Genomic DNA, 18,034 nt, shown 5'->3' with positions numbered 1-18,034 from the left:
ACGGGCGACAGGACCACCAGCCCCACCACGACGAGGACCGCGACGACCGCGGCCGACGCGTGGCCGAGGCGACGGCCCGGGCTTTCCCCTCCGGTCGCCGGACCTGGCGCCGAGGCACCGCCGACACGGCGTCCGTCCGCACGGTCCCAGCCCTTGGCGTCTCGGCGCATTCCGGAATTCTGCCGTCCCGTGCCACTCGCCCGCTGACCCGTGACGACTGCCCGCCTGCTGGCCCGTACCGCTCCGATGTCGACCGATCCTCCCGTCTAGGCTCCGCCTTGATCACCTTTCGAGAGGGCCCCGTCGTGACGACTCACCGAACCGGGACGGCGCGCGCCGCCGGCGTGACCGCCTCCCTGCTCGCCGCCGTGCTCCTGGTGGCCGCCGCCTGCACGTCGCCGGCGCCCGGTACGGACGCCGCGTCGTCGACTTCCCCTCCACCGGCCTCGGCGAGCGCCCCGCCCTCCCGGAAGCTGTCCGCGCCGACCACGCTCCTCGGTCTCCCCAAGACGAGAAGCAGGCATCTGTACGGCGCCGCCATCCAGCAGTTGGAGCAGCTCAAGCGCGAGGTCGGCCAGGCGACCAGCGCGATCGGCGAGGCCTACGAGGACGGCACGGCCGATGGGGACATCGTCTTCGTCAGCGGAGCGTCCGGATCGATCGGCGATCCGGCCGGCGTCCTGGAAAGGGCGCTCAGGCCGTACCGCATCACCAACGTCACCGCCGTCGATGCCGGCGCCCTCGGGGGTGAGGCGCGTTGTGGGCGCGGACGAACCGAGGACGGCAGTTACCTGACCACGTGCGGCTGGGCCGACCGGGAAACGGTCGGCGTGGTGAGTCTCACCTCGTCGAGGCCCCAGACCGACCACACCGCCGACTTCCTCACCGTGCGGGACATCGTGAGCCGCCCGACCGACTGACGACGTCGGCCGACGTTCCCGCCCGCGTCCACTCCGGACGACGCCCCTCGCCTGCCCAGGAGGGCCACGCGAGCCACTATTCCAGTGCTAGAGTATTGGGGTGGAGCTGACTCCCGCCGAGCTGACCGTCCTGGGCCTGGTGGTCGAACGGCCGCAGCACGGCTACGACCTGGAGCGGGTCATCGAGCAGCGGGGCATCCGGCAGTGGACCGACATCGGGTTCTCCTCGATCTACTACCTGCTCGCCAAGCTGGAACAGCGCGGCCTGCTCCACGTCCCGGAGGCACCGGCCGCCGCCAGGTCCCGCCGCGTCTTCCACCCCACCGACGAGGGCCGCCAGGTCGCCGCGCAGAACACGCTGGCGGTCATCGCCGAGGCACGCCCGCACCCGCAGCCCCTGCTGGTCGGCGTCGCCAACCTGGCCCTGCTCACCCCGCAGCAGTACGAGCAGGCGCTGCGCACCCGGCTGACGCAGCTCGACGACCGGATCGCCGCGGTCCGGGCGGCGCAGCACGCGCAAGGCTCCCTCCCGCACGCGGCCCGCGAGGTCTTCTCCTACTCCCTGAGCCTGATGCAGGCAGAGAGGCAGTGGCTCGCCCACCGAGTCCAGGTGCCCCATGACGAACCCGACCACTGAGAAGATCGACTTCAAGAAGACGCTCGACGCCTACCGCGCACAGCAGGGCCGGTTCCGGCTGGTCGAGGTGCCCGACATGCGCTACCTCATGATCGACGGCCACGGCGACCCCAACACGTCGCCCGCCTTCACCGAGGCGATCGAGGCGCTCTACCCGACGGCGTACAAACTGAAGTTCGCCAGCAGGCGCGCCCTCGGGCGTGACTACGTCGTCCCGCCCCTGGAGGGCCTGTGGTGGGCCGAGGACATGACGTCGTTCACCACCGCACGGCAGAAGTCACAGTGGAACTGGACGCTGATGCTGATGGTCCCCGACTGGATCGCGCCACAGATGGTCACCGACGCCGTCGAGCAGGCCGGCGCCAAGAACCGACCGGCCCGCCTCGACGACGTCCGCCTCGAAGCGCTGTCCGAGGGGCGGTGCGTGCAGACGCTGCACGTCGGGTCCTTCGACGACGAGGCCGAGGTGCTCGACCGGCTGCACCACGAGTACGTCCCCGGCAACCGGCTCCGCATGACCGGGAAGCACCACGAGATCTATCTCAGCGACTTCCGCAGGGTCGCACCCGCCACACAGCGCACCATCCTCCGGCAGCCGGTCGCCCCCGCCCCGGCGAGCTGACCGTCGGAGGTGAGTAATCCGCTCGACCGTTGCCCGGGCCGGTTGGCGAATCGGTGTGACGCCCCTGGCGCCCGTCCCCGACGAGAGGAGGACCCTGGTCGTCGCTTGCCGACCTCCGCCATGAACTAGCAACATCAACTCATGCCAATAGGACATATCAGTGGTATTTATGCTGTGGCGAAAAAGCTGCCCCCCACGCCTTAGACGGATGCGATAACCTCCGCCACACGCTATACGTCACGAGGGGATGTTTACGTGAGCGTTCTTACCGCCATTCGTCCGAGGAGTATTCGGCTGCTGGCAGCCGCTGTCACCGCGGTCTTGGCCAGTGGCTTGATCCACACCCCAGCGGCCCATGCCTCCGTCTCCTACGGCTACATCTCGGGAGCGAGCACCGTCACCGACGACTTCGGGGACGAAGGCACGCTCAAGCGCGGTGGGAGCTACGCCTACACCAATGCGACCGCGCTGTGGCAGTGGATTCTGTACGCCGAGGGACTCATCAGCAAGAGCGGCATCGACTGCCAGTTCGGGCCGGGCACCGAGACGGCCACGAAGCAGTTCCAGTCTCGCTATGGCCTCTCCGCCGACGGCGTGGTCGGACTCAACACCTGGAAGACGGCAGACAACCGGCTGAGCCTCACCGATTCCTCGTATCCGGAAGCGGACGTGGTCACCTACACCGGCAAGAACGGCGGCAAGGCGGTGTTCAACCGAGCGAAGGCGGGCGAGAGCTACTACTCGTTCCGCGTCGACCCGTACAACTGGGCGGGAGCCGCGTACTTCGCCGCCTCCCGGTACTGCGGCGGATTCTGATCATCGTGGTGCCTGGGGTGTGGGTGTCCCACACCCCAGGCACCACATCAACGCGGACCGGTTTTCCCACCGGACGCCGGATATGACTGTCGCGGCGGCGTGAAGCAGTCCTCTGCGGTCACGGCTTGCGGGCGACCCCGCAGTAGCCGTCCACGACAGCGGTAGGCTCGCTCTCCGGACGCCACCGGCCGAGCGGAACGACACCCGGCTCGACGAGGTCGAGGCCGTCGAAGAACGCCGCGAAGTCGGCCACCTCACGCAGGTGGTACGGCACGGCGCCGCTCTCGTTGTACTGCCGGTGCGACTCGATCACCCGCTCGCTGGTGGCCGTGCCGTCGGACATCGTCAGGAAGCTGCCGGACGGCAGGGTGGAGACCAGGGCGTCGACGATGGCCCGCGCCTCGGCCGGTTCCCGCACGTGGCCCATGACACCGAGCATCATCAACGCGATGGGCTCGCTGAAGTCCAGCGTCTCGGAGGCGCCCTGGACGATCTTCTCCGGGTCGCGCAGGTCGGCGTCGACGTATCGCGTGGCGCCTTGCTGGCTGCTGGTCAGCAACACCCGGGCATGGGTGAGGACCATCGGGTCGTTGTCGACGTACACGATGCGCGCCCGCGGCGTGATTCCCTGGGCGACCTGGTGGGTGTTGTCGGCCGTGGGCAGACCGGTGCCGACGTCGAGGAACTGACGGACCCCCGCCTCGGCGGCGAGGTATGTCACCGCCCGGCGCAGGAACGCCCGCGAGTATTGCGCCGCCTCCACGATCTCGGGGAAGACCGCCCGGACCTGGTCGCCGACGGCCCGGTCCGGAGCGAAGTTGTCCTTGCCGCCGAGCCAGTAGTTCCACACCCGCGCCGAGTGGGGCACCGTCGTGTCCAGCTTGGAAGCCAACTCCTCGACGGGCTGGTCGCCTCGCCCCTGCGACATGTCGTTCTCCCCCAATGGCTCGCGGCGTCAGGGCCGTAGCCTAATACCCCATCGGCGGGCGATGGGGTGTGCCGGTGGCGACGGCCGGTCTCCGGGGCTACCGGGCGTCGCGCCGACGACGGGCACGCTCGAACTCGGCGACGTCCGACATCCAGGGCCCGTGCCGGTCGAGCGCGGCGCAGCCGCCGCGGACGAAGGCGCTCACCATGTTCCGGTATCCACCGATCCCGTCGACCAGGCTGTACTCGACCCGGTATTGCGGATCCGACCCTGCCTCTCCGGGTCGCACGGTCGTGATCCGGGCGACGGAGTCCGCGTAGAAGTGCAGCTGGATCCCCTCACCCATCTCCTCGTCCTCGATGGTGAACACCTCGTTGTCCCCGGCGGAGCGGTCGGCGACGAACTCCCAGAACTCGCCGGAGGCGGTGCGCGGGCCGTCCCGTCGCCACGTCCGCTCGCCGCCCTTGTCGTCGGTGAACGTCAACGCCGCCTTGGCGCCGTCACCGAAGTCGACGTGGTCCTCGCGGTCGTCCGCCGGGGTGCTCCTGGAGCGGTCCGCGGCCTCCGAGCACATCAGAAAGCTCACCGTACGCACCGCGTCGTCGACGATTTCGGGATGCGCCCGGCGCACGGCCGCGTCGACCGTGGTCGCCATCCGATCCCAGTCGCGCTTGTCCGTGGCCCGGTGTCCCCGCCTCGGATCGAGGCCGATCCGCATCCCGGCGCACGCCTGCTCCGCCGTGGCGATCACACGCATGACCTGGGGCAGCAGTGCGGGGTCGACGGCATCGGGTGTTCGCCGTGGGACCGTCGCGCCGTGCAGGTACTGGCCCGTGTATCTCAGGATCGCCGCGTCGAGCGGCCCGAGGACCGTGCCGCGCGCGGCGCGACGGCGGTTCGCGTGATATTCCTGGGCACGTCTCTCGTTCGATCCCTCGGTCGCCGCGCGCATCGCCTGGCAGACCTGACCGCGCTCCAGCAGAGCGATGTCGGCGCCATGGGCCACCGGCCGACTCCGGTCCCACGGGATACGCCGGAACAGCGCGTCGACGTCCGCCGGCGGGGCGAGCAGGACCGGATCCAACAGGGCGACGGCGGCGTCCTCGTCGAGCCGGCCCCGGGTCCCGGCGGCGTCGCAGAGCGGAAGGACCGCACTCCACAGCAGCAGGTGCCGGGCCAGGTCCTCGCGGATCACCGCAAGGTGGGCCTCGGAGATCGGGAAGGTGAACTCGCGAGGTTCATGGTTGGCGTCGGCCCCGGCGGCGAGCATCAGCTTCAGCCGGCCGTCCTCGTGGATCACCTTCGGGATCCAGCCGCTGCCGCGCGTGAAGACGATGTCCTTCATGATCCGTTCACGCCCACCGGGCGCATCCGGCGTCGAGGCGTGGTTCGGCGCGTACCCAGACCTCGCCGTCGGTGGCCCCGGCCGGGGCGTCGACCCGTTCGAGGCCGAGGAACTCGATCAGCTGGAGCAGTTCGGCCCGTTCGGCGCGGTCTTCGTCGAGACCGTGCGAGTCGAAGAAGATGTAGAACTGGTCGGTCGGGTCGACGTAGCCCGAGTCCGCCCAGATCCGGAAGACCTCGTCCATCGCTGCTGCTTGGGTCGTGATCGTGGCAGCGCGGGCGGCGCCGCGGGCCTCCGGCGACGCGTCGAGGTCGGAGAGGTCGGAGAGCCACTGGCCGAAGTAGTCGAGGCCGGCGTATCCGTTCTCGAAGAACAGCATCGCGCCCGAAAGGTAGCGGTTGCCCCTGTCCTCCCGGAGGTGTTCCGACCGAGGTGGGTGCCCATCCTCGATCCGGGAGATCACCCCCTGCCCGGGCATGAGGATCAGACTCTGCCTCGCCGGTTCGTCAGTGATGGTGTAGGTGTCCGACTCTCGTTCCCGGACGAACGCGGCGAACGCCTCGTAGGCCTCCTGAGCGTCGCCCACCGAGACCTGTTGACTGGCGCCGTCACCGGCGGCGAAGACGAACTGCTTCGGTCCGGGACTGTAGGGGCGGGCCATATGCGTCCTTCGTTCGCGTGTCCGGGCTCCGCGAGCGTAGTGCTGTCGACGAGACCGAGACCAGTTCGGGCCGCGCGGGCAGGAACACCGTGGCGACGCCGAGCGACTGGTTCATCGCGGCGAGCCGGTACTCGGCCTGGAGGTCGCTGGTGTTGCGCAGGCCGCGAACGATCACCCCTACCTCGTGGCGCCGGCAGTAGGTGGCGGTCAACCCGCTCCAGGCCGCCACCGTGACCGAGGTCCAACCGGCCGGCAGGGCGGCCCGGACGGCGGCCGCGCGTTCCTCCTCGCTCCGGCCCGGATGCTTGGCGCTGTTGACCGCGACGAGCACCACCAGCTCGTCGAAGAGGTCACGTGCCCGGCGCACCACGTCCAGATGCCCGGGGGTGACGGGATCGAAGCTGCCCGGGTAGACAGCACGCACGCGTGCGCGACCGACGCCGGGTGCCGCCGGACGCGGTTCGGCCGTCACGACCCCAGCACCCGCCGCGCGTCGTCAAGGACCCGCGCCGAGGCGAGCGGAGCCCAGGAGGCGAACAGGTCGCGGAAGTAGGCGCCGTGCCGCTCGGCGATCCCCGGATCCTGCTCGATCACGTCCAGTTCGTTGACGACGCTCAGGTCCACGAGCGCCCGGAGCCGATCCGGATCCGGCGTCCGCACCTGCCCGGTGAAGCGGTCGACCACCTGGCCGGTCTCGGCCAACGTCCGCCAGCTGCGGCTGCGGTCACAGGCGCCGTACAGGTGGACGAGTTCCTCGGCGCCGGCGCCGACCAGGTCCCGCAACACCGCGCGGTCGGCCCGATCGAGCAGGGCGAGGTCGAACCCGTCGGTGCCGTAGGCGGCGTGGGTGAGGCCCGCGGTCTGGACCTCACTGCCGCAACCGAGCACGGCGAGTCGTTCGCCGACCCGGCACAGGTGGGCGTAGAGGGTGCCCCCGGGATGCGCGATCCGGTCGGCGCCGCGCCGGCGGAGCCAGCCCCGCACGTCCGTGTCGGTGCTCATGGCTCGACTGTAGGCACCGGCCGTCGGACGCACCGGCCCGGAGCGTGGGCGATACGTCACAGCGCCTGGACGACCACGATGTGCGTGCGGGCTGCGGAGTTCTCGTACCGCGCCTCCGTCCGCTCGCACCGTCAGCCGAGGGCGGTCAGCTCGGCACGGTGGGGTGGGTCGGCGCCGGCGCGCGTGCAGGTGACCGCCGCGACCCGCGAGGCCCGGTCGAGCACCTGCCGCAGTCTCCCCTCGGTCAGCTCACCGACCGCCGACGGGTCGGCGGCGTCGGCCTCGACCAGGGCGTCGAGCAGCCCGGCGGTGAACGCGTCGCCCGCGCCGACGGTGTCTACCACGGGCACCAAACGGGCCGGGTGGTGCAGGCGCAGCCCGCCCGTGAGCGCGTACGCGCCGTTCGCGCCCCGGGTGACCACCACCAGCCGTACTCCCAGGTCGCGCAACCGGCCCGCGGCGGTCTCCATCGACGCGCCCGGGAAGAGCCACGCCAGGTCCTCGTCGCTGGCCTTGACCAGGTGCGTGTGCCGGGCCAGGGCGAGCAGGCGATGCCGCGCACCGTCCGGGTCGGTCAGCGTCGCCGGGCGCACATTCGGGTCGAGGCTGATCAGCACTCGGCCGGTGGCGTGCTCCCGGGCCGTCAGCTCGGCCACCCGGTCCGCGCCCGGCGGGAGCAGGGCGGCGAGCGAACCGGTGTGCAGCACCCGGGTGCCGGCGGGGAGGACGGCCAGTTCCTCGGCGGTCCAGTGCCAGTCGGCGGTGCCCTCCAGGTAGAAGTCGTAGCTGGCCGCCCCGGCCGGGTTCAGCGACACGACGGCCAGGGTGGCTGGCCGGTCGTCGGCCACCGCCGCGGTCACGTCCACCCCGTTGCTCTCGGCGTGGGCGCGCAGGCGGCGGCCGAAGGCGGTGCGGGAGAACCGGGCCAGCATCGCGGTGGGGCGGCCCAGCCGGGCCAGTCCCACCGCGACGTTCAGCGGGCTGCCGCCGGGATGGGCGGCGAGCAGGTCGCCGCCGTCCGCGGGCGCGAGGTCGATCACCGCCTCGCCGAGTACGGTGAGCACGCTCAGGCCCTCGCCGTCACGGCGTCGGTGGCCACCTCGTCGGCCTGCTCCTGGGTGGGTGCCGTCGGGCCCGCCTGGGCCGGGTCGGGCGCGACGTGCCGGCGCCCGTGCACCGAGTACGGCGTGCCGGGCTCGGCGTCACCGAGCAGCACGGTGCCGTCGGCGCGCACCCGGACCGGGATCGGGTCGCTCAACTCACCGACGAAACGACCGTCCTCGTCGTGGTTGAGGAAGGCCAGCAACTGCCAGGCCCCGTCGGCGTCGCGGACGAGCCGTCCGCTGTAGAGGCTGTCGTCGGTCAACCGCTGTGCCCTGCCGGCATCGAACGGGCCGAGCAGCGAGTCGCCGGGCACCGCCCACACCCCGCAGGCGCGGGCGTCGCGGCACCGCTCGGCGAGGTGGTCGCGCAGGCAGGAGAAGATCAGGATCGGCTGGCCGTCGACGATCTCCACCTGCGGCACCTCCAGGTGGCCGAAGCCGCTGCCCGGTGCGGTGACCGGTGGCTGCGCCTCCCAGTGCACCAGGTCGTGGGAACGGGCGTGGGCGATCACGCCCCGGTCGTCGACCGGGCCCTCGTTGGACCGCGCGGTGATCAGCATGTGCCAGCCGTCGCCGTCCGGGTCGGCGAACACCCACGGGTCCCGCCACGCCTCGTCCGGCCAGGTGGAGTCGCCGAAGCGCTCGTACCAGCGGCCGGCGGAGGTGAGCACCGGGGAGCTCGGGTGCCGTTCCCAGGTGACCAGGTCGGCCGAGGTGGCGAGGCCGATCCGCTGGACCAGCGCCCGTTCCGTGCTGCCGGCGCCGGTGTAGAACATGTGCCAGCGGCCGTCCGGGCCGGGCAGCACGGAGCCGGTCCACGTGGCCACGTCGTCGAAGGCGGGCCGGTCGGCGGGGACCAGGGCGTCGGCGAGCTGGGTCCAGTCCCGCAGGTCGGTGGAGACCGCGTGGCCCACGCTGGCGCGGAAGTGCCGCCGGTCCGGATCACCCAGGGCCCGGGACGCACGCAGGAAGTAGAGGTGGTGGGTGTCGCCCTCACGGGCGAACCAGAAGTCCCAGATCCAGGCGTCGGGAAGTCGCAGCACGGTGGGTCCTTTGGCTCGGCCGCCGTTCGTCCGGCGGCGGTGCGTCGCCGCCACGTCGGTCGCGGCGGCGGTGCGGTAGTCCGCCGCGCGGCGGGGGGTCGGCGCGGCGGGGATACGGGGGTGGGGTCCGGCAGGGACGATCAGTGCGCAGCGGTGGCGACCGATCGGCGCCGGACCAGCGGGCAGGGCATGACGACTCGCCGGGCGGTGCGCCGTCGGGCCCCCTTGGGCTGGTCGAGCATCTCGACCATGGTCTCCACGGCCCAGGCGCCCATCTCGTAGTGCGGCAACGCCACAGTGGTCAGACCGGGGAACAGGCCCTCCGCGATGAGTTCCTGGTTGTCGAAGCCGATCACCGACAGGTCGTCGGGGATCCGCAGGCCGAGTTCGGTCGCGGCCCGGTAGGCGCCCATCGCCATCCGGTCGTTGAAGCAGAACAGCGCGGTGGGCCGGTCGGGGCGGTCCAGCAGCGCCCGGGCCGCCCGGTGCCCCCCGTGGGTGTCGGAGACCTCGGCGAGCACCAGCTCGGGCCGGAACGGCACGCCCGCCCCGCGCAGCGCCTCCTGGTAGCCGCGCAGCCGACCCCGGGTGGCCGGGATGTCGTCGGTGTTGGTCACGAAACCGATCCGGCGGTGGCCGGCGTCGAGCAGCTCCTGGACGGCGACCCGACCGCCGCCGGTCTCGTCGGGAACCACCGACGGCACGGTCGGATCGCCGCTGGACGCGTCGAGCAGCACCACCGGCATGGGGCGCAGCTCGTCGGGGAGCGCGACCTCCCGGTGGTACATGGTGGCGTAGAGCACCCCGTCGACCCGGTGCTGGGCCAGGGCCTGGATCTCGCGCCGCTCCACCTCGGGGTCACCCCCGGTGGTGAGCAGCATGAGCACGAAGCCCCGTGCCGACGCGGTCTCCTGCGCGCCGAGGATGATCCGACCGGCGTGCGGGGTGGTGGCGATGACGTCGCTGAGCAGGCCCAGGGTGTGTGAGCGCTGCAGCCGCAGCCCCCGGGCCAGCCCATTCGCCGCGTAGCCGAGCTGGCGTGCCGCCGACTCGACGCGTTCGCGGGTCTCCGGGCTGACCCGGGTGCCGGACTTGTTGTTCAGCACGTGGGACACCGTGGTCACCGAGACCCCCGCCGCGGCGGCGACGTCCCGGATGCTCACCTTGGATCCCATCAGCTCACCATCGCACTGGTCGCGGGGGTCGGACCGTCCGGATTCGACGGCCGGCCCACGGTATCGGACGGGTCACTCGTCCCACAGGCCGTGCTCGGGCCAGCGGCGCGGCAGACGCTCCTCGACCGGCGGCAGCTCGGGCAGCGGCTTGTGCGGGTGGTGCTGGTACCAGTACGCCACCGACGAGAAGTCGTTGCCCTGGTCGTTGGCGTGCCCGTGCTCGATGGTCACCTTGATCGACTTTGAGAAGCGCACCGGATCCTCGATGTGGAACCGGTACATGCTCCACAGCCCGAAGTGCTCCTGCGGGCTGCTGGCCAGGCTGATGCCGTGGTACGGCCCGGCATACGCCCCGCTCGGGAAGCCCCACGCGGCGTTGAAGTAGTCCTCCGTGCCGGTGCCGTGCAGCGACGGCGGCCACTGCTCACCGTCGATGAAGATCATGTCGTCGCCCTCGCCGGGCCAGGTGTACGGCTGGTTGGACGCGTTGTGGTTGTCGATGCTGAGCACGCAGCCCACGTAGTGCCCGGCACCACCGTCGGTGTCGAGGATGACGTAGTTGTCCTCGCCGGTGAGGTTGACCCCGGGCAGGTCCCAGGGCGCCGGCACCTCGCCGGGGGCGAGGCCGTTCGGCACCGGCGTGCACGGCTTCTCCTGCCGGTAGTACGCGTGGAAGTACGCCACGTCGTCCGGCTTCGCCTCGTCGGTCAGGTCGTAGTCGACGTAGTAGAACAGGTTCTCGATCGGCTTGTCCGACTCGTTGCGGATGACGATCTTCGCGCTGCTGCCGAACGGCATCGGGAAGTAGGAGTTCATCGCGGCGGCGAACGGGCCCTTCGGGCCGCGTCGCGGACCGAACACCATGCTCAGCGGCAGCGACACGTAGTGCGTGCAGGTGGCGTGCCCGACACCGAAGAAGTCGCCCAGCGGCGAGCGCACGCTCGGGTTCTCCTCGCCGTCCCAGTACATCTCGATGACCAGCTTGCGCAGGTACTTCTCCGAGTAGCAGCGGGTGGTCAACCAGATGTGCTCGATGACCCCGGTGCCGGTGATGTCGGCCAGCACGTGGGTCTCGCCCGGCGGCACGACCGCGAAGTCACGGTTGCCTCCGGTGCGGTCCCAGCTCGACTCGCGCTTGGAGCGGCCGGCCTTGACCCGGGTGAGGCCCGCGAGCGGGCTGGTGGGTCGCCAGAACGACATGGTGGTTCCTTTCCAGGGGTGAGGTGGTGCGTCAGCCCTTGACGGCGCCGAGGCTGAGTCCCGCGACGATCCGGCGTTGCAGCAGCAGCGTCAGGACGACCGCGGGCAGGGAGTAGAGGGTGGCCAGCGCCGTCATCGGGCCCCAGTCGAGGCCGAACTGGCTCTGGAAGTTGGCGATGGCGATCGGGGTGGTCTGCGCCCGGATCGAGGTGAGCAGCAGGGCGAAGAGGAACTCGTTCCAGGAGGCGAGGAAGGCGAAGATGGCGGTGACCGCGACGCCGCCGGAGACCACCGGCAGGATCACCCGCAGCAGCGCGGTGAACCGGCCGCAGCCGTCCACCAGCGCCGCCTCCTCGATCTCCCGCGGTACGCCCTCGAAGAAGCTGGCCAGCAGCCAGATCGACAGCGGCAGCGCCACCGTGGTCTGGGCCAGCGCGAGACCGGTGGGGGTGTCGGTGAGCCCGACCGCGCCGAGGATGGTGACCAGCGGGATGCCGATCGCCACCGCGGGCGCCATCCGGACCAGCAGCGAGCCCGCCATCAGCACCCGGCCGGCGCGGGTCCGGTAGCGGGTGATGCCCCAGGCGGCCGGGACGGCCAACGCCATCGACAGCAGCGTGGCGATCGCCGCGGTGCTGACGCTGTTGACGAACGAGGCGGTCACCCCGGGGCGGTTCAGCGCGGTGACGTAGTTGTCCAGGCTGAACCGCTGCGGCAGCACGGTCGGCGGCACCGCGATCGCGTCGACGGCCGGCTTGAACGAGGTGAGCACCAGGTAGACGAAGGGGAAGCCGTAGATCACCACGACGGCGACGGCGGCGGCCCAGAGCAGCCCGGTCCGGATTCTGCCGGCGAGCAGGTGCGACATCAGGACTCCTTGCCCGGTCGCCAGATGGTCAGCACCGCGACCATCGCGACCACCATCATCACGATCATGAACAGTGTGCTGGTGGCGGCGGCCGTGCCGGGGTCGTTGTAGCCGACCATCGTCTTGTAGATGGTCAGGCTCAACGTCTCCGAGGCCGACTGTGGGCCACCGTCGGTCTGGATGAGGATCACGTCGAACGCCCGGGCGGCGTCCACTCCCCGGATGATCAGCGCCACCGCGATCACCGGTCGCAGCAGCGGCAGGGTCACGCTGACCAGCAGCCGCAGTCCACGCGCGCCGTCGATGCGGGCCGCCTCGTAGAGGTCCGGCGGGATGGCCTGCAGGCCGGCGTAGAGCACCAGGGTCATGAACGAGGTGGTGAGCCAGATGTCGGGCAGGGCCACGGAGAAGAGCACCAGGTCCGGGTCGCTGAGCCAGGAGATGTCCCCCGGTCCGTCCAGGACGCCGACCCGGGTGAGCAGCTCGTTGACGATGCCGACGTTGTCGATCATCAGGAACCGCCAGAGCAGGCCGGCGACCACGGGCGCGATCATCAGCGGATAGAGGAAGAGCGTCTGCAGGATCCGGGCCTTCGGCCCGAGCCGGTGGAACAGCAGCGCCACGGCGAGGCCGAGCAGCAGCTCGGCCGTCACGACGATGACCGTGTACGCCAGGGTGCGCCCGGCCGCCGCCCGGATGCCCGGGTCGGTCAGCGCCGTGAGGTAGTTGTCGAGCCCGGCGAAGCTGCGCCCGTCGCCCAGCCCGGAGCCGGAGTAGAGGCTGTCCACGGCCAGCTTGACCAGCGGCCAGCCGACCAGCGCGAGCAGCACCACCGCGGCCGGCGCGGTGAGCAGGGCGGCATACCCGGCGTCCGACAGCCCTCGGCGGGTACGGCGCCGGCCGGCCCCGGGCGGTGGGGACGGTGCGGTCCGCGGCGGTGCTGCCTGCGCTGTCGGGCTCACTTGACGATGCCCTCGATCTGGGTACGGGCGGCCTTGAGCAGGGCGGCGTAGTCGGCGCCCGGGGTGAGCGCCTTCTGGATGGTCGGCACCAGGACGCCGTCGACGATCCGCTGCCAGTGCGGGCTGGCCGGACGCGGCCTGGTGGCACTGGCGTTCAGGGTGGCCAGCAGCGGTCCGAACGACTCGAAGCCGGGCTTCTCGGCGAACGACTGGTAGGCAGACTTGCGGGCGGCCAGACCGAGGCTGGTCTCGATGCTCAGCGCGTTGTTGTCGTACGCCGCCTTGATGAACTGCTTGGCCAGGTCGGCCTTGCCGCCGCCCTGCGGGATCGAGAGGTACCAGGGGCCGGGGATGCCGGCCACGCCGGCGGTGCCGCCGATCATGGGGGCCGCGCCGACCTTGCCGGCGACCTTCGCGTCGGCCGGGATCTGCCGGTACGCGTGCGCCCAGAACCGGGTCATCGCGGTCTGGCCCTGGTTGAACAGGTTCTGCGCGGCGTTCCAGTCGGTCTGCGCCGCGCCCGCCGGGGCGACCTTGTGCTTGTTGTTCAGGTCGGCGTAGAAGGTCAGCGCGGCGAGGTGCTGTGCGTTGTCGACGATGACGTTGCCGCTGTCGTCGAGAACCACGCCGGGAGAACCGGCCTGCAGGACGTGGGCCAGCCACTCGGTCTCCACCGCGCCCTTGACGTCGGTGCCGTAGAGCTTCTGCTCGGGCCGGGTGAAGAAGGTGGCGATGTCGGTGAACTGCTGCCACGTGGTGGGCGGGGCGAGCGGGTAACCGTACTTCCGCTGGAAGGCGGCCTTCTCCTGTGCGTTCTCGAACAGGTCCTTGCGGTAGAAGAGGATCTCGCTGTTGGTCCAGACCGGCATGCCGATGAACCGGCCGTCGGACTGGGCTTCCTGGACCAGGGCGGGGAAGAGGTCGTTCTTCACGTCGGCGGTGAAGAGGTCGTCCAGTTTGTCGAGCTTGGCGGCGAACAGCGGAATCCAGACCGCGTCGACGGCGCAGACGTCGAAGGACGGCTTGCCGCTGGACAGCTCGCTGGTGAGCCGGTTGAACAGGCCCTCGTAGGGCAGCTCGACCAGGTTGACGGTGGCGCCGGTGTCCTTCGTGAACTTGTCCGCCACCGGCTGGAGCTCGATCTTGCCGCCGCCCTCACAGGCCACGGTGAGGGTCTTGTCGCCACCGGAGTCGCCGGTGCTGCCACCACCGGCGCCACACGCGGCGGTGCCGAGCAGCGCCGCCGCGCCGGCGCCGATGCCGAGACCGAGGAAACCGCGGCGGGGCCAGCCGCCGGTTGTCGTCGGGATGCCGTCGAGGGCCATGATCTGTGCTCCGTTCAGGGATCGCCGGGCGCGTGGGGGCGCGCGCCGGAGCGCGTGGGGGAATCGATCACCGTAGGTGCCAAAACCTTTTGGCAAAAGCTTTTGGCACAATCTAGGAGCGTGTTTCGTAGCAGTCAAGTGTCGAATCTGTGACGGCGGTGGAGCCGACCGCCCCGGGTCCGACCCAGGCGCATCGACCCAGCGGGCAGGACAACCGATCGACCCGCGCGCCGCCGTCAGCAGTCCATCGAGACGGCCGCGGATACTGCTTCGGTGATCAGGTTCCGATTCGAGCTGTGCCCTTTGAGCGAGGTGTCGCCGTGGGGCGCTGGGAAGACGTCATCGCCCTCACCCCCGAGGTACGGGAGCCGGTGCCCGACGATCTGGTGCCCTTCGTCGAGTCCCGCCCCGCCCAGTGGACGTGCGACCCGTTCGGCTTCGAGCCCGAACCTGAGGAGCAACCGAACGCCGGCGGCGATGCGGACCGGCCCGACCATCCCGCCGTCACGGCCACGATCTGGCACGGCGAGCGCTACCTGGATCTCGGTTACCTGCGCAATCCGCCCGAGCTCCGGCTATCGACCTGGGGGTCAATAGTGGTGTGTTGATGTGATCGGCGACTTGATCGAGACGGGACGGGCCGCACGGTCTGTTGATTGTGTCGATCAAGAAGGCCCGTGCGGCCCTGTCTCGTTCTGTCTTTACCGGAATCTCAGGCAACCACCTGGACCGGCTCGTCGCCGAACTGGCCGAACCGTTCGGCGCGGCCAGGGAAGGGCGGCTGCACCGCCGACACGGCGAGCGGGACCGTCACCGCTGGCCCGGTGCCGGGGCCCCCGAGACCCTGACCTTGCGCGACCGGTTGCTGGTCACCCTGGCCTGGCTGCGTCTGGCCATGCCCCACGAGGCATTGGCCCTGCTCTACGGCGTGGACCGCTCCACCGTGTCCACCGCGGTCCGCCAGATCCGGCCGCCGCTGGCCAACCGAGGCTTCGCCACCCCGTCCGGACAACGACTGCACACCCTGGCCGACGTCTTGGCCTACGCCGCCGCCGAAGGACTCACCGTCCGCTTGGACGGCACCGAGATCCAGGTCCGCCGGCCCAAGGCCAACCGGCCCGGCCGGCGGGTGTTCGTATCCGGCAAGAAGAAACAGAACACGATCAAAGCCACCGTCGCCTCCGACGCACACGGCCGGCCGCTCTGGGCTGGCGCCATCCGCCCAGGCCGCCAGCATGACCAAACCGCCGTGCGTACCGAAGGCATCGACGACCTCCTCGACGCCTACCCCGGCGTGCAGTACCTGGTTGACGACGGCTACCGCGGCCTCGCCCGCCCCACCACCAAAACCGAAAAGGACGCACCGCCCAACGAGATCGCCGCCTACGAGGCCGTCCGCAAAGCCCAGTCCTCACAACGCATCCCCGCCGAACACGCCATCGCCGCGATCAAATGGTGGCGCACCCTGCAACGCTTCACCGGCCGCCGCGACGCCCTACCCGAAACCATCCGCGCCGTCACCAGCCTGGCGAGCGACCGCGCCGCCACCCGATGAACCCACCACAGCACCCACCTCAATTGATGCCCCGGTCGTTATGTCTTGCCGGGCCTGTACCCGCGAACCCATGGGAACCGGCACCCATTCTCGTGGCAGCTCTTCGCCCGGGTTGACGGCCGCCGCTGTACTGTCAATCCCCCGCCAACGGCGTCTGCTGCCGCAGCGCTCTGCGGAAGTGCACTGCCAGGAGCAGGCCGCTGACGATGATCACCGACCAGACCACCGTTAGGGCCGGTACTTCGAACCGGTCCTGGCGGTCGGTCCCGTACAGGACGGAGACGATGACCAGTGAGCCAACAACAGCTATGAAACTACCTCTGAACAGCCACCGGATGGCCCGCTCGATCCTGGACGGCCCTGCGACCACGGCAGCGACGGGCAGTAGGGCGGCGCCCATCATGAGGTACCCAAGGTCTTCAAGCGCGATAAACACGCCGTTGGAGTTGTACTGCGTGAGCATGCTCCAGCCGTCGGTGTGTCCCTTGACGAGACTCGGCTGCATGACGGTTACCTGAAGAAAGTAGTCAGTGAGCAGCACCGTCGACGCTGGGACGGCCAGTGCCAGTCCGATCAGGCTGAAGACCTTCCTGCTTGCGGGCGCGAGTTGGTGCAGGCAAGCGATGAGAGCGACGAACAGCAGCGCCAGCAGCATCGCCGGATACATCCACAGGTAATCCTTGGGGAAGCGCCCGGCCACGACATCGTCAGTGAACGGGTAGGTGACACATGAACCAGGGCAGTGAGGACCGGAGATGGGCACGGCCGTCAGGGCCAGCCCGAAACTGACCGCCGTTGTCACTGCAATGAGAACGGCCACCCAGAACCCGAGGCGGTAGGCAGCGCTATCGACGGGGCCAGCGTCGGCGTCATGGATCGCGGTGGATATCATCACCGTGCGGTTCCCCTTTTCAGCGCGGGAGTCGCTGTATGCGGAGCATCACTGGGACTCCAGGCTCCCGGCAGGCGGGCCGGGCCAGCCATCCCGAGCCCGGCGCTGAGGCTGGCCGGGGCCTGTGTGTGCCACGCCAGGATGGGACGTCCGCAGTCATCATCCTGCCGGTTCTCCACGTCTGCTCTGCTCCGCGTCATCGTCGCTGTCCGTGGTGGGACGGCAAAACACAGTAGATCACCGCCACACTGCCTGCGGCAGAGACCATCGGCCTCCGCGCAAGGGCCGGATGTCCCCCCAGACCTTGAACCTGCCGAGCGTGAGCGCCGGGTCCTCGATGTACTCACTGCGAAGGCATCCCCTGTCGTACACACGAGTACGGACACGGGCCGCCAGCCGTCCACAGGACCACAGACAGTGCGGGGTTCCACACTCCACTGCCCGCCAACCCGAAACCCCAGGACAGCCGTGCAGGCGACTTGCGCGACCACCTGTTGGACGACTGCCCACCGCGCCGCCACCCGCTGAACCCACCACCAACACCCACCTCAATTGGTCCCCTGGTCGTTTGGCGTACCACGCGGGGCGACGGCGACGAGATCACCGTGGACTGGCGGCACGAGGACGACGGCGAGATCGGCTTCACCGCCGGGCCCGCGGTTCGACTCCGCTTCCCGACCACGGCGTACCTCGAGGCCGTGCGCGCCCTCGACCGCGAGCTGATGGACGCCACGGGGCAACGGGTCGAGGAGCTGGAACGCCGCGGCGGGCTACCGGGCGTGGACCTCAATCTCGTCCAGTTGAGGCGGGAGCACGAGGACCGGCGGCGTTGGCTCTCCCGGAACCTCGACCGCCTGGCGACGACTGACTGGGCCGTTGTCCGCCACGGCGCCCACTTGCTGCTCGGTCACGGTCGACGCACCGACACCCGAACGGGCTAGAGGCCGGTCGCTGATGGTCAACTCGGGCCAACGAACCCA

Annotated in this window: 20 protein-coding genes; 7 read left to right on the top strand and 13 right to left on the bottom strand. The window is 70.3% G+C overall.

The window, feature by feature from the left end; all coding sequences use genetic code 11:
- The first annotated feature begins 305 nt into the window (after nucleotides 1–305).
- The 4 genes from O7600_RS28305 (at nucleotide 306) to O7600_RS28290 (ending at nucleotide 2,995) form a co-directional block, all read left to right on the top strand.
- The gene (locus O7600_RS28305; protein WP_281591405.1) at nucleotides 306–920 is read left to right on the top strand and encodes a hypothetical protein; all 615 of its coding nucleotides are present in this window, start codon (nucleotides 306–308) and stop codon (nucleotides 918–920) included.
- A gap of 100 nt (nucleotides 921–1,020) precedes the next feature.
- Nucleotides 1,021–1,557, top strand: a complete 537-nt coding sequence (locus tag O7600_RS28300) for a PadR family transcriptional regulator (RefSeq protein WP_281591404.1) — start codon at nucleotides 1,021–1,023, stop codon at nucleotides 1,555–1,557.
- Nucleotides 1,538–2,179 carry a GyrI-like domain-containing protein gene (locus O7600_RS28295; protein WP_281591403.1) on the top strand — a complete coding sequence of 214 codons (642 nt, stop codon included), beginning with the start codon at nucleotides 1,538–1,540 and terminating at the stop codon, nucleotides 2,177–2,179. Before O7600_RS28300 ends, O7600_RS28295 begins: the two co-directional genes overlap by 20 nt.
- Nucleotides 2,180–2,434: 255 nt before the next feature.
- Nucleotides 2,435–2,995, top strand: coding sequence for a peptidoglycan-binding domain-containing protein (locus tag O7600_RS28290; RefSeq protein ID WP_157779099.1), 561 nt, complete (start codon nucleotides 2,435–2,437; stop codon nucleotides 2,993–2,995).
- Nucleotides 2,996–3,113: 118 nt separating this feature from the next.
- On the opposite strand, the gene O7600_RS28285 is transcribed toward O7600_RS28290, so the two are convergent.
- From O7600_RS28285 to O7600_RS28230, 12 genes are all read right to left on the bottom strand, one after another.
- Nucleotides 3,114–3,923: an SAM-dependent methyltransferase gene (locus O7600_RS28285; protein WP_281591402.1), complete on the bottom strand. Its 810-nt coding sequence runs from the start codon at nucleotides 3,921–3,923 to the stop codon at nucleotides 3,114–3,116.
- Nucleotides 3,924–4,020: 97 nt separating this feature from the next.
- Entirely contained in the window at nucleotides 4,021–5,268 is a 1,248-nt protein-coding gene (locus tag O7600_RS28280) for a DUF6357 family protein (RefSeq protein ID WP_281591401.1), read from the bottom strand.
- Between the two features lie 7 nt (nucleotides 5,269–5,275).
- Complete coding sequence (locus O7600_RS28275) at nucleotides 5,276–5,929, bottom strand: hypothetical protein (protein ID WP_281591400.1); 654 nt, start codon at nucleotides 5,927–5,929, stop codon at nucleotides 5,276–5,278.
- On the bottom strand, nucleotides 5,877–6,353 hold the full coding sequence (gene coaD / locus O7600_RS28270) for a pantetheine-phosphate adenylyltransferase (RefSeq protein ID WP_281591399.1): 477 nt from the start codon (nucleotides 6,351–6,353) through the stop codon (nucleotides 5,877–5,879). Before coaD ends, O7600_RS28275 begins: the two co-directional genes overlap by 53 nt.
- Nucleotides 6,354–6,397: 44 nt before the next feature.
- The gene (locus O7600_RS28265; RefSeq protein ID WP_281591398.1) at nucleotides 6,398–6,931 is read right to left on the bottom strand and encodes a DUF6817 domain-containing protein; all 534 of its coding nucleotides are present in this window, start codon (nucleotides 6,929–6,931) and stop codon (nucleotides 6,398–6,400) included.
- A gap of 131 nt (nucleotides 6,932–7,062) precedes the next feature.
- Nucleotides 7,063–7,995, bottom strand: a complete 933-nt coding sequence (locus O7600_RS28260) for a carbohydrate kinase (RefSeq protein WP_281591397.1) — start codon at nucleotides 7,993–7,995, stop codon at nucleotides 7,063–7,065.
- 2 nt (nucleotides 7,996–7,997) lie between these two features.
- Nucleotides 7,998–9,077, bottom strand: a complete 1,080-nt coding sequence (locus O7600_RS28255) for a glycosyl hydrolase family 32 (RefSeq protein ID WP_281591395.1) — start codon at nucleotides 9,075–9,077, stop codon at nucleotides 7,998–8,000.
- Nucleotides 9,078–9,217: 140 nt separating this feature from the next.
- Nucleotides 9,218–10,252, bottom strand: coding sequence for a LacI family DNA-binding transcriptional regulator (locus tag O7600_RS28250; protein WP_281591394.1), 1,035 nt, complete (start codon nucleotides 10,250–10,252; stop codon nucleotides 9,218–9,220).
- A gap of 72 nt (nucleotides 10,253–10,324) precedes the next feature.
- A complete protein-coding gene (locus O7600_RS28245) occupies nucleotides 10,325–11,452 on the bottom strand; it encodes a glycoside hydrolase family 172 protein (RefSeq protein WP_174526161.1) in 1,128 nt (375 codons plus the stop codon).
- Between the two features lie 31 nt (nucleotides 11,453–11,483).
- Nucleotides 11,484–12,320, bottom strand: coding sequence for a carbohydrate ABC transporter permease (locus tag O7600_RS28240; RefSeq protein ID WP_281591393.1), 837 nt, complete (start codon nucleotides 12,318–12,320; stop codon nucleotides 11,484–11,486).
- Nucleotides 12,320–13,282 (bottom strand): sugar ABC transporter permease, encoded by a 963-nt coding sequence (locus tag O7600_RS28235; protein ID WP_281591392.1) that lies wholly within the window; start codon nucleotides 13,280–13,282, stop codon nucleotides 12,320–12,322. Before O7600_RS28235 ends, O7600_RS28240 begins: the two co-directional genes overlap by 1 nt.
- Nucleotides 13,279–14,607 (bottom strand): sugar ABC transporter substrate-binding protein, encoded by a 1,329-nt coding sequence (locus O7600_RS28230; RefSeq protein ID WP_281591391.1) that lies wholly within the window; start codon nucleotides 14,605–14,607, stop codon nucleotides 13,279–13,281. The genes O7600_RS28235 and O7600_RS28230 overlap by 4 nt, the downstream gene beginning before the upstream one ends.
- Nucleotides 14,608–14,927: 320 nt before the next feature.
- On the opposite strand from O7600_RS28230, the gene O7600_RS28225 reads away from it, so the two are divergent.
- Complete coding sequence (locus O7600_RS28225) at nucleotides 14,928–15,215, top strand: DUF5984 family protein (protein ID WP_281591390.1); 288 nt, start codon at nucleotides 14,928–14,930, stop codon at nucleotides 15,213–15,215.
- Between the two features lie 50 nt (nucleotides 15,216–15,265).
- Entirely contained in the window at nucleotides 15,266–16,162 is an 897-nt protein-coding gene (locus O7600_RS28220; RefSeq protein WP_281591389.1) for a transposase, read from the top strand.
- 133 nt (nucleotides 16,163–16,295) lie between these two features.
- On the opposite strand, the gene O7600_RS28215 is transcribed toward O7600_RS28220, so the two are convergent.
- Entirely contained in the window at nucleotides 16,296–17,057 is a 762-nt protein-coding gene (locus O7600_RS28215; protein WP_281591388.1) for a hypothetical protein, read from the bottom strand.
- Between the two features lie 476 nt (nucleotides 17,058–17,533).
- Between O7600_RS28215 and O7600_RS28210 the strand changes: the two genes are divergently transcribed.
- A complete protein-coding gene (locus O7600_RS28210; protein WP_281591387.1) occupies nucleotides 17,534–17,995 on the top strand; it encodes a DUF5984 family protein in 462 nt (153 codons plus the stop codon).
- Nucleotides 17,996–18,034: the final 39 nt, after the last annotated feature.

This window comes from Micromonospora sp. WMMA1998 (genome assembly GCF_027497375.1).
GTDB lineage: Bacteria > Actinomycetota > Actinomycetes > Mycobacteriales > Micromonosporaceae > Micromonospora > Micromonospora sediminicola.
The sequence above is the reverse complement of the archived record's forward strand: the minus strand, read 5'-3'. Positions and strand labels throughout refer to the sequence as shown.

Bases quoted from the DNA above. Each gene is read 5' to 3' on its own strand.
- O7600_RS28250 (WP_281591394.1), bottom strand. From the start codon at position 10,252: ATGGGATCCAAGGTGAGCATCCGGGACGTCGCCGCCGCGGCGGGGGTC.
- O7600_RS28245 (WP_174526161.1), bottom strand. From the start codon at position 11,452: ATGTCGTTCTGGCGACCCACCAGCCCGCTCGCGGGCCTCACCCGGGTC.
- O7600_RS28230 (WP_281591391.1), bottom strand. From the start codon at position 14,607: ATGGCCCTCGACGGCATCCCGACGACAACCGGCGGCTGGCCCCGCCGC.
- O7600_RS28265 (WP_281591398.1), bottom strand. From the start codon at position 6,931: ATGAGCACCGACACGGACGTGCGGGGCTGGCTCCGCCGGCGCGGCGCC.
- O7600_RS28280 (WP_281591401.1), bottom strand. From the start codon at position 5,268: ATGAAGGACATCGTCTTCACGCGCGGCAGCGGCTGGATCCCGAAGGTG.
- O7600_RS28275 (WP_281591400.1), bottom strand. From the start codon at position 5,929: ATGGCCCGCCCCTACAGTCCCGGACCGAAGCAGTTCGTCTTCGCCGCC.
- O7600_RS28295 (WP_281591403.1), top strand. From the start codon at position 1,538: ATGACGAACCCGACCACTGAGAAGATCGACTTCAAGAAGACGCTCGAC.
- O7600_RS28240 (WP_281591393.1), bottom strand. From the start codon at position 12,320: ATGTCGCACCTGCTCGCCGGCAGAATCCGGACCGGGCTGCTCTGGGCC.
- O7600_RS28285 (WP_281591402.1), bottom strand. From the start codon at position 3,923: ATGTCGCAGGGGCGAGGCGACCAGCCCGTCGAGGAGTTGGCTTCCAAG.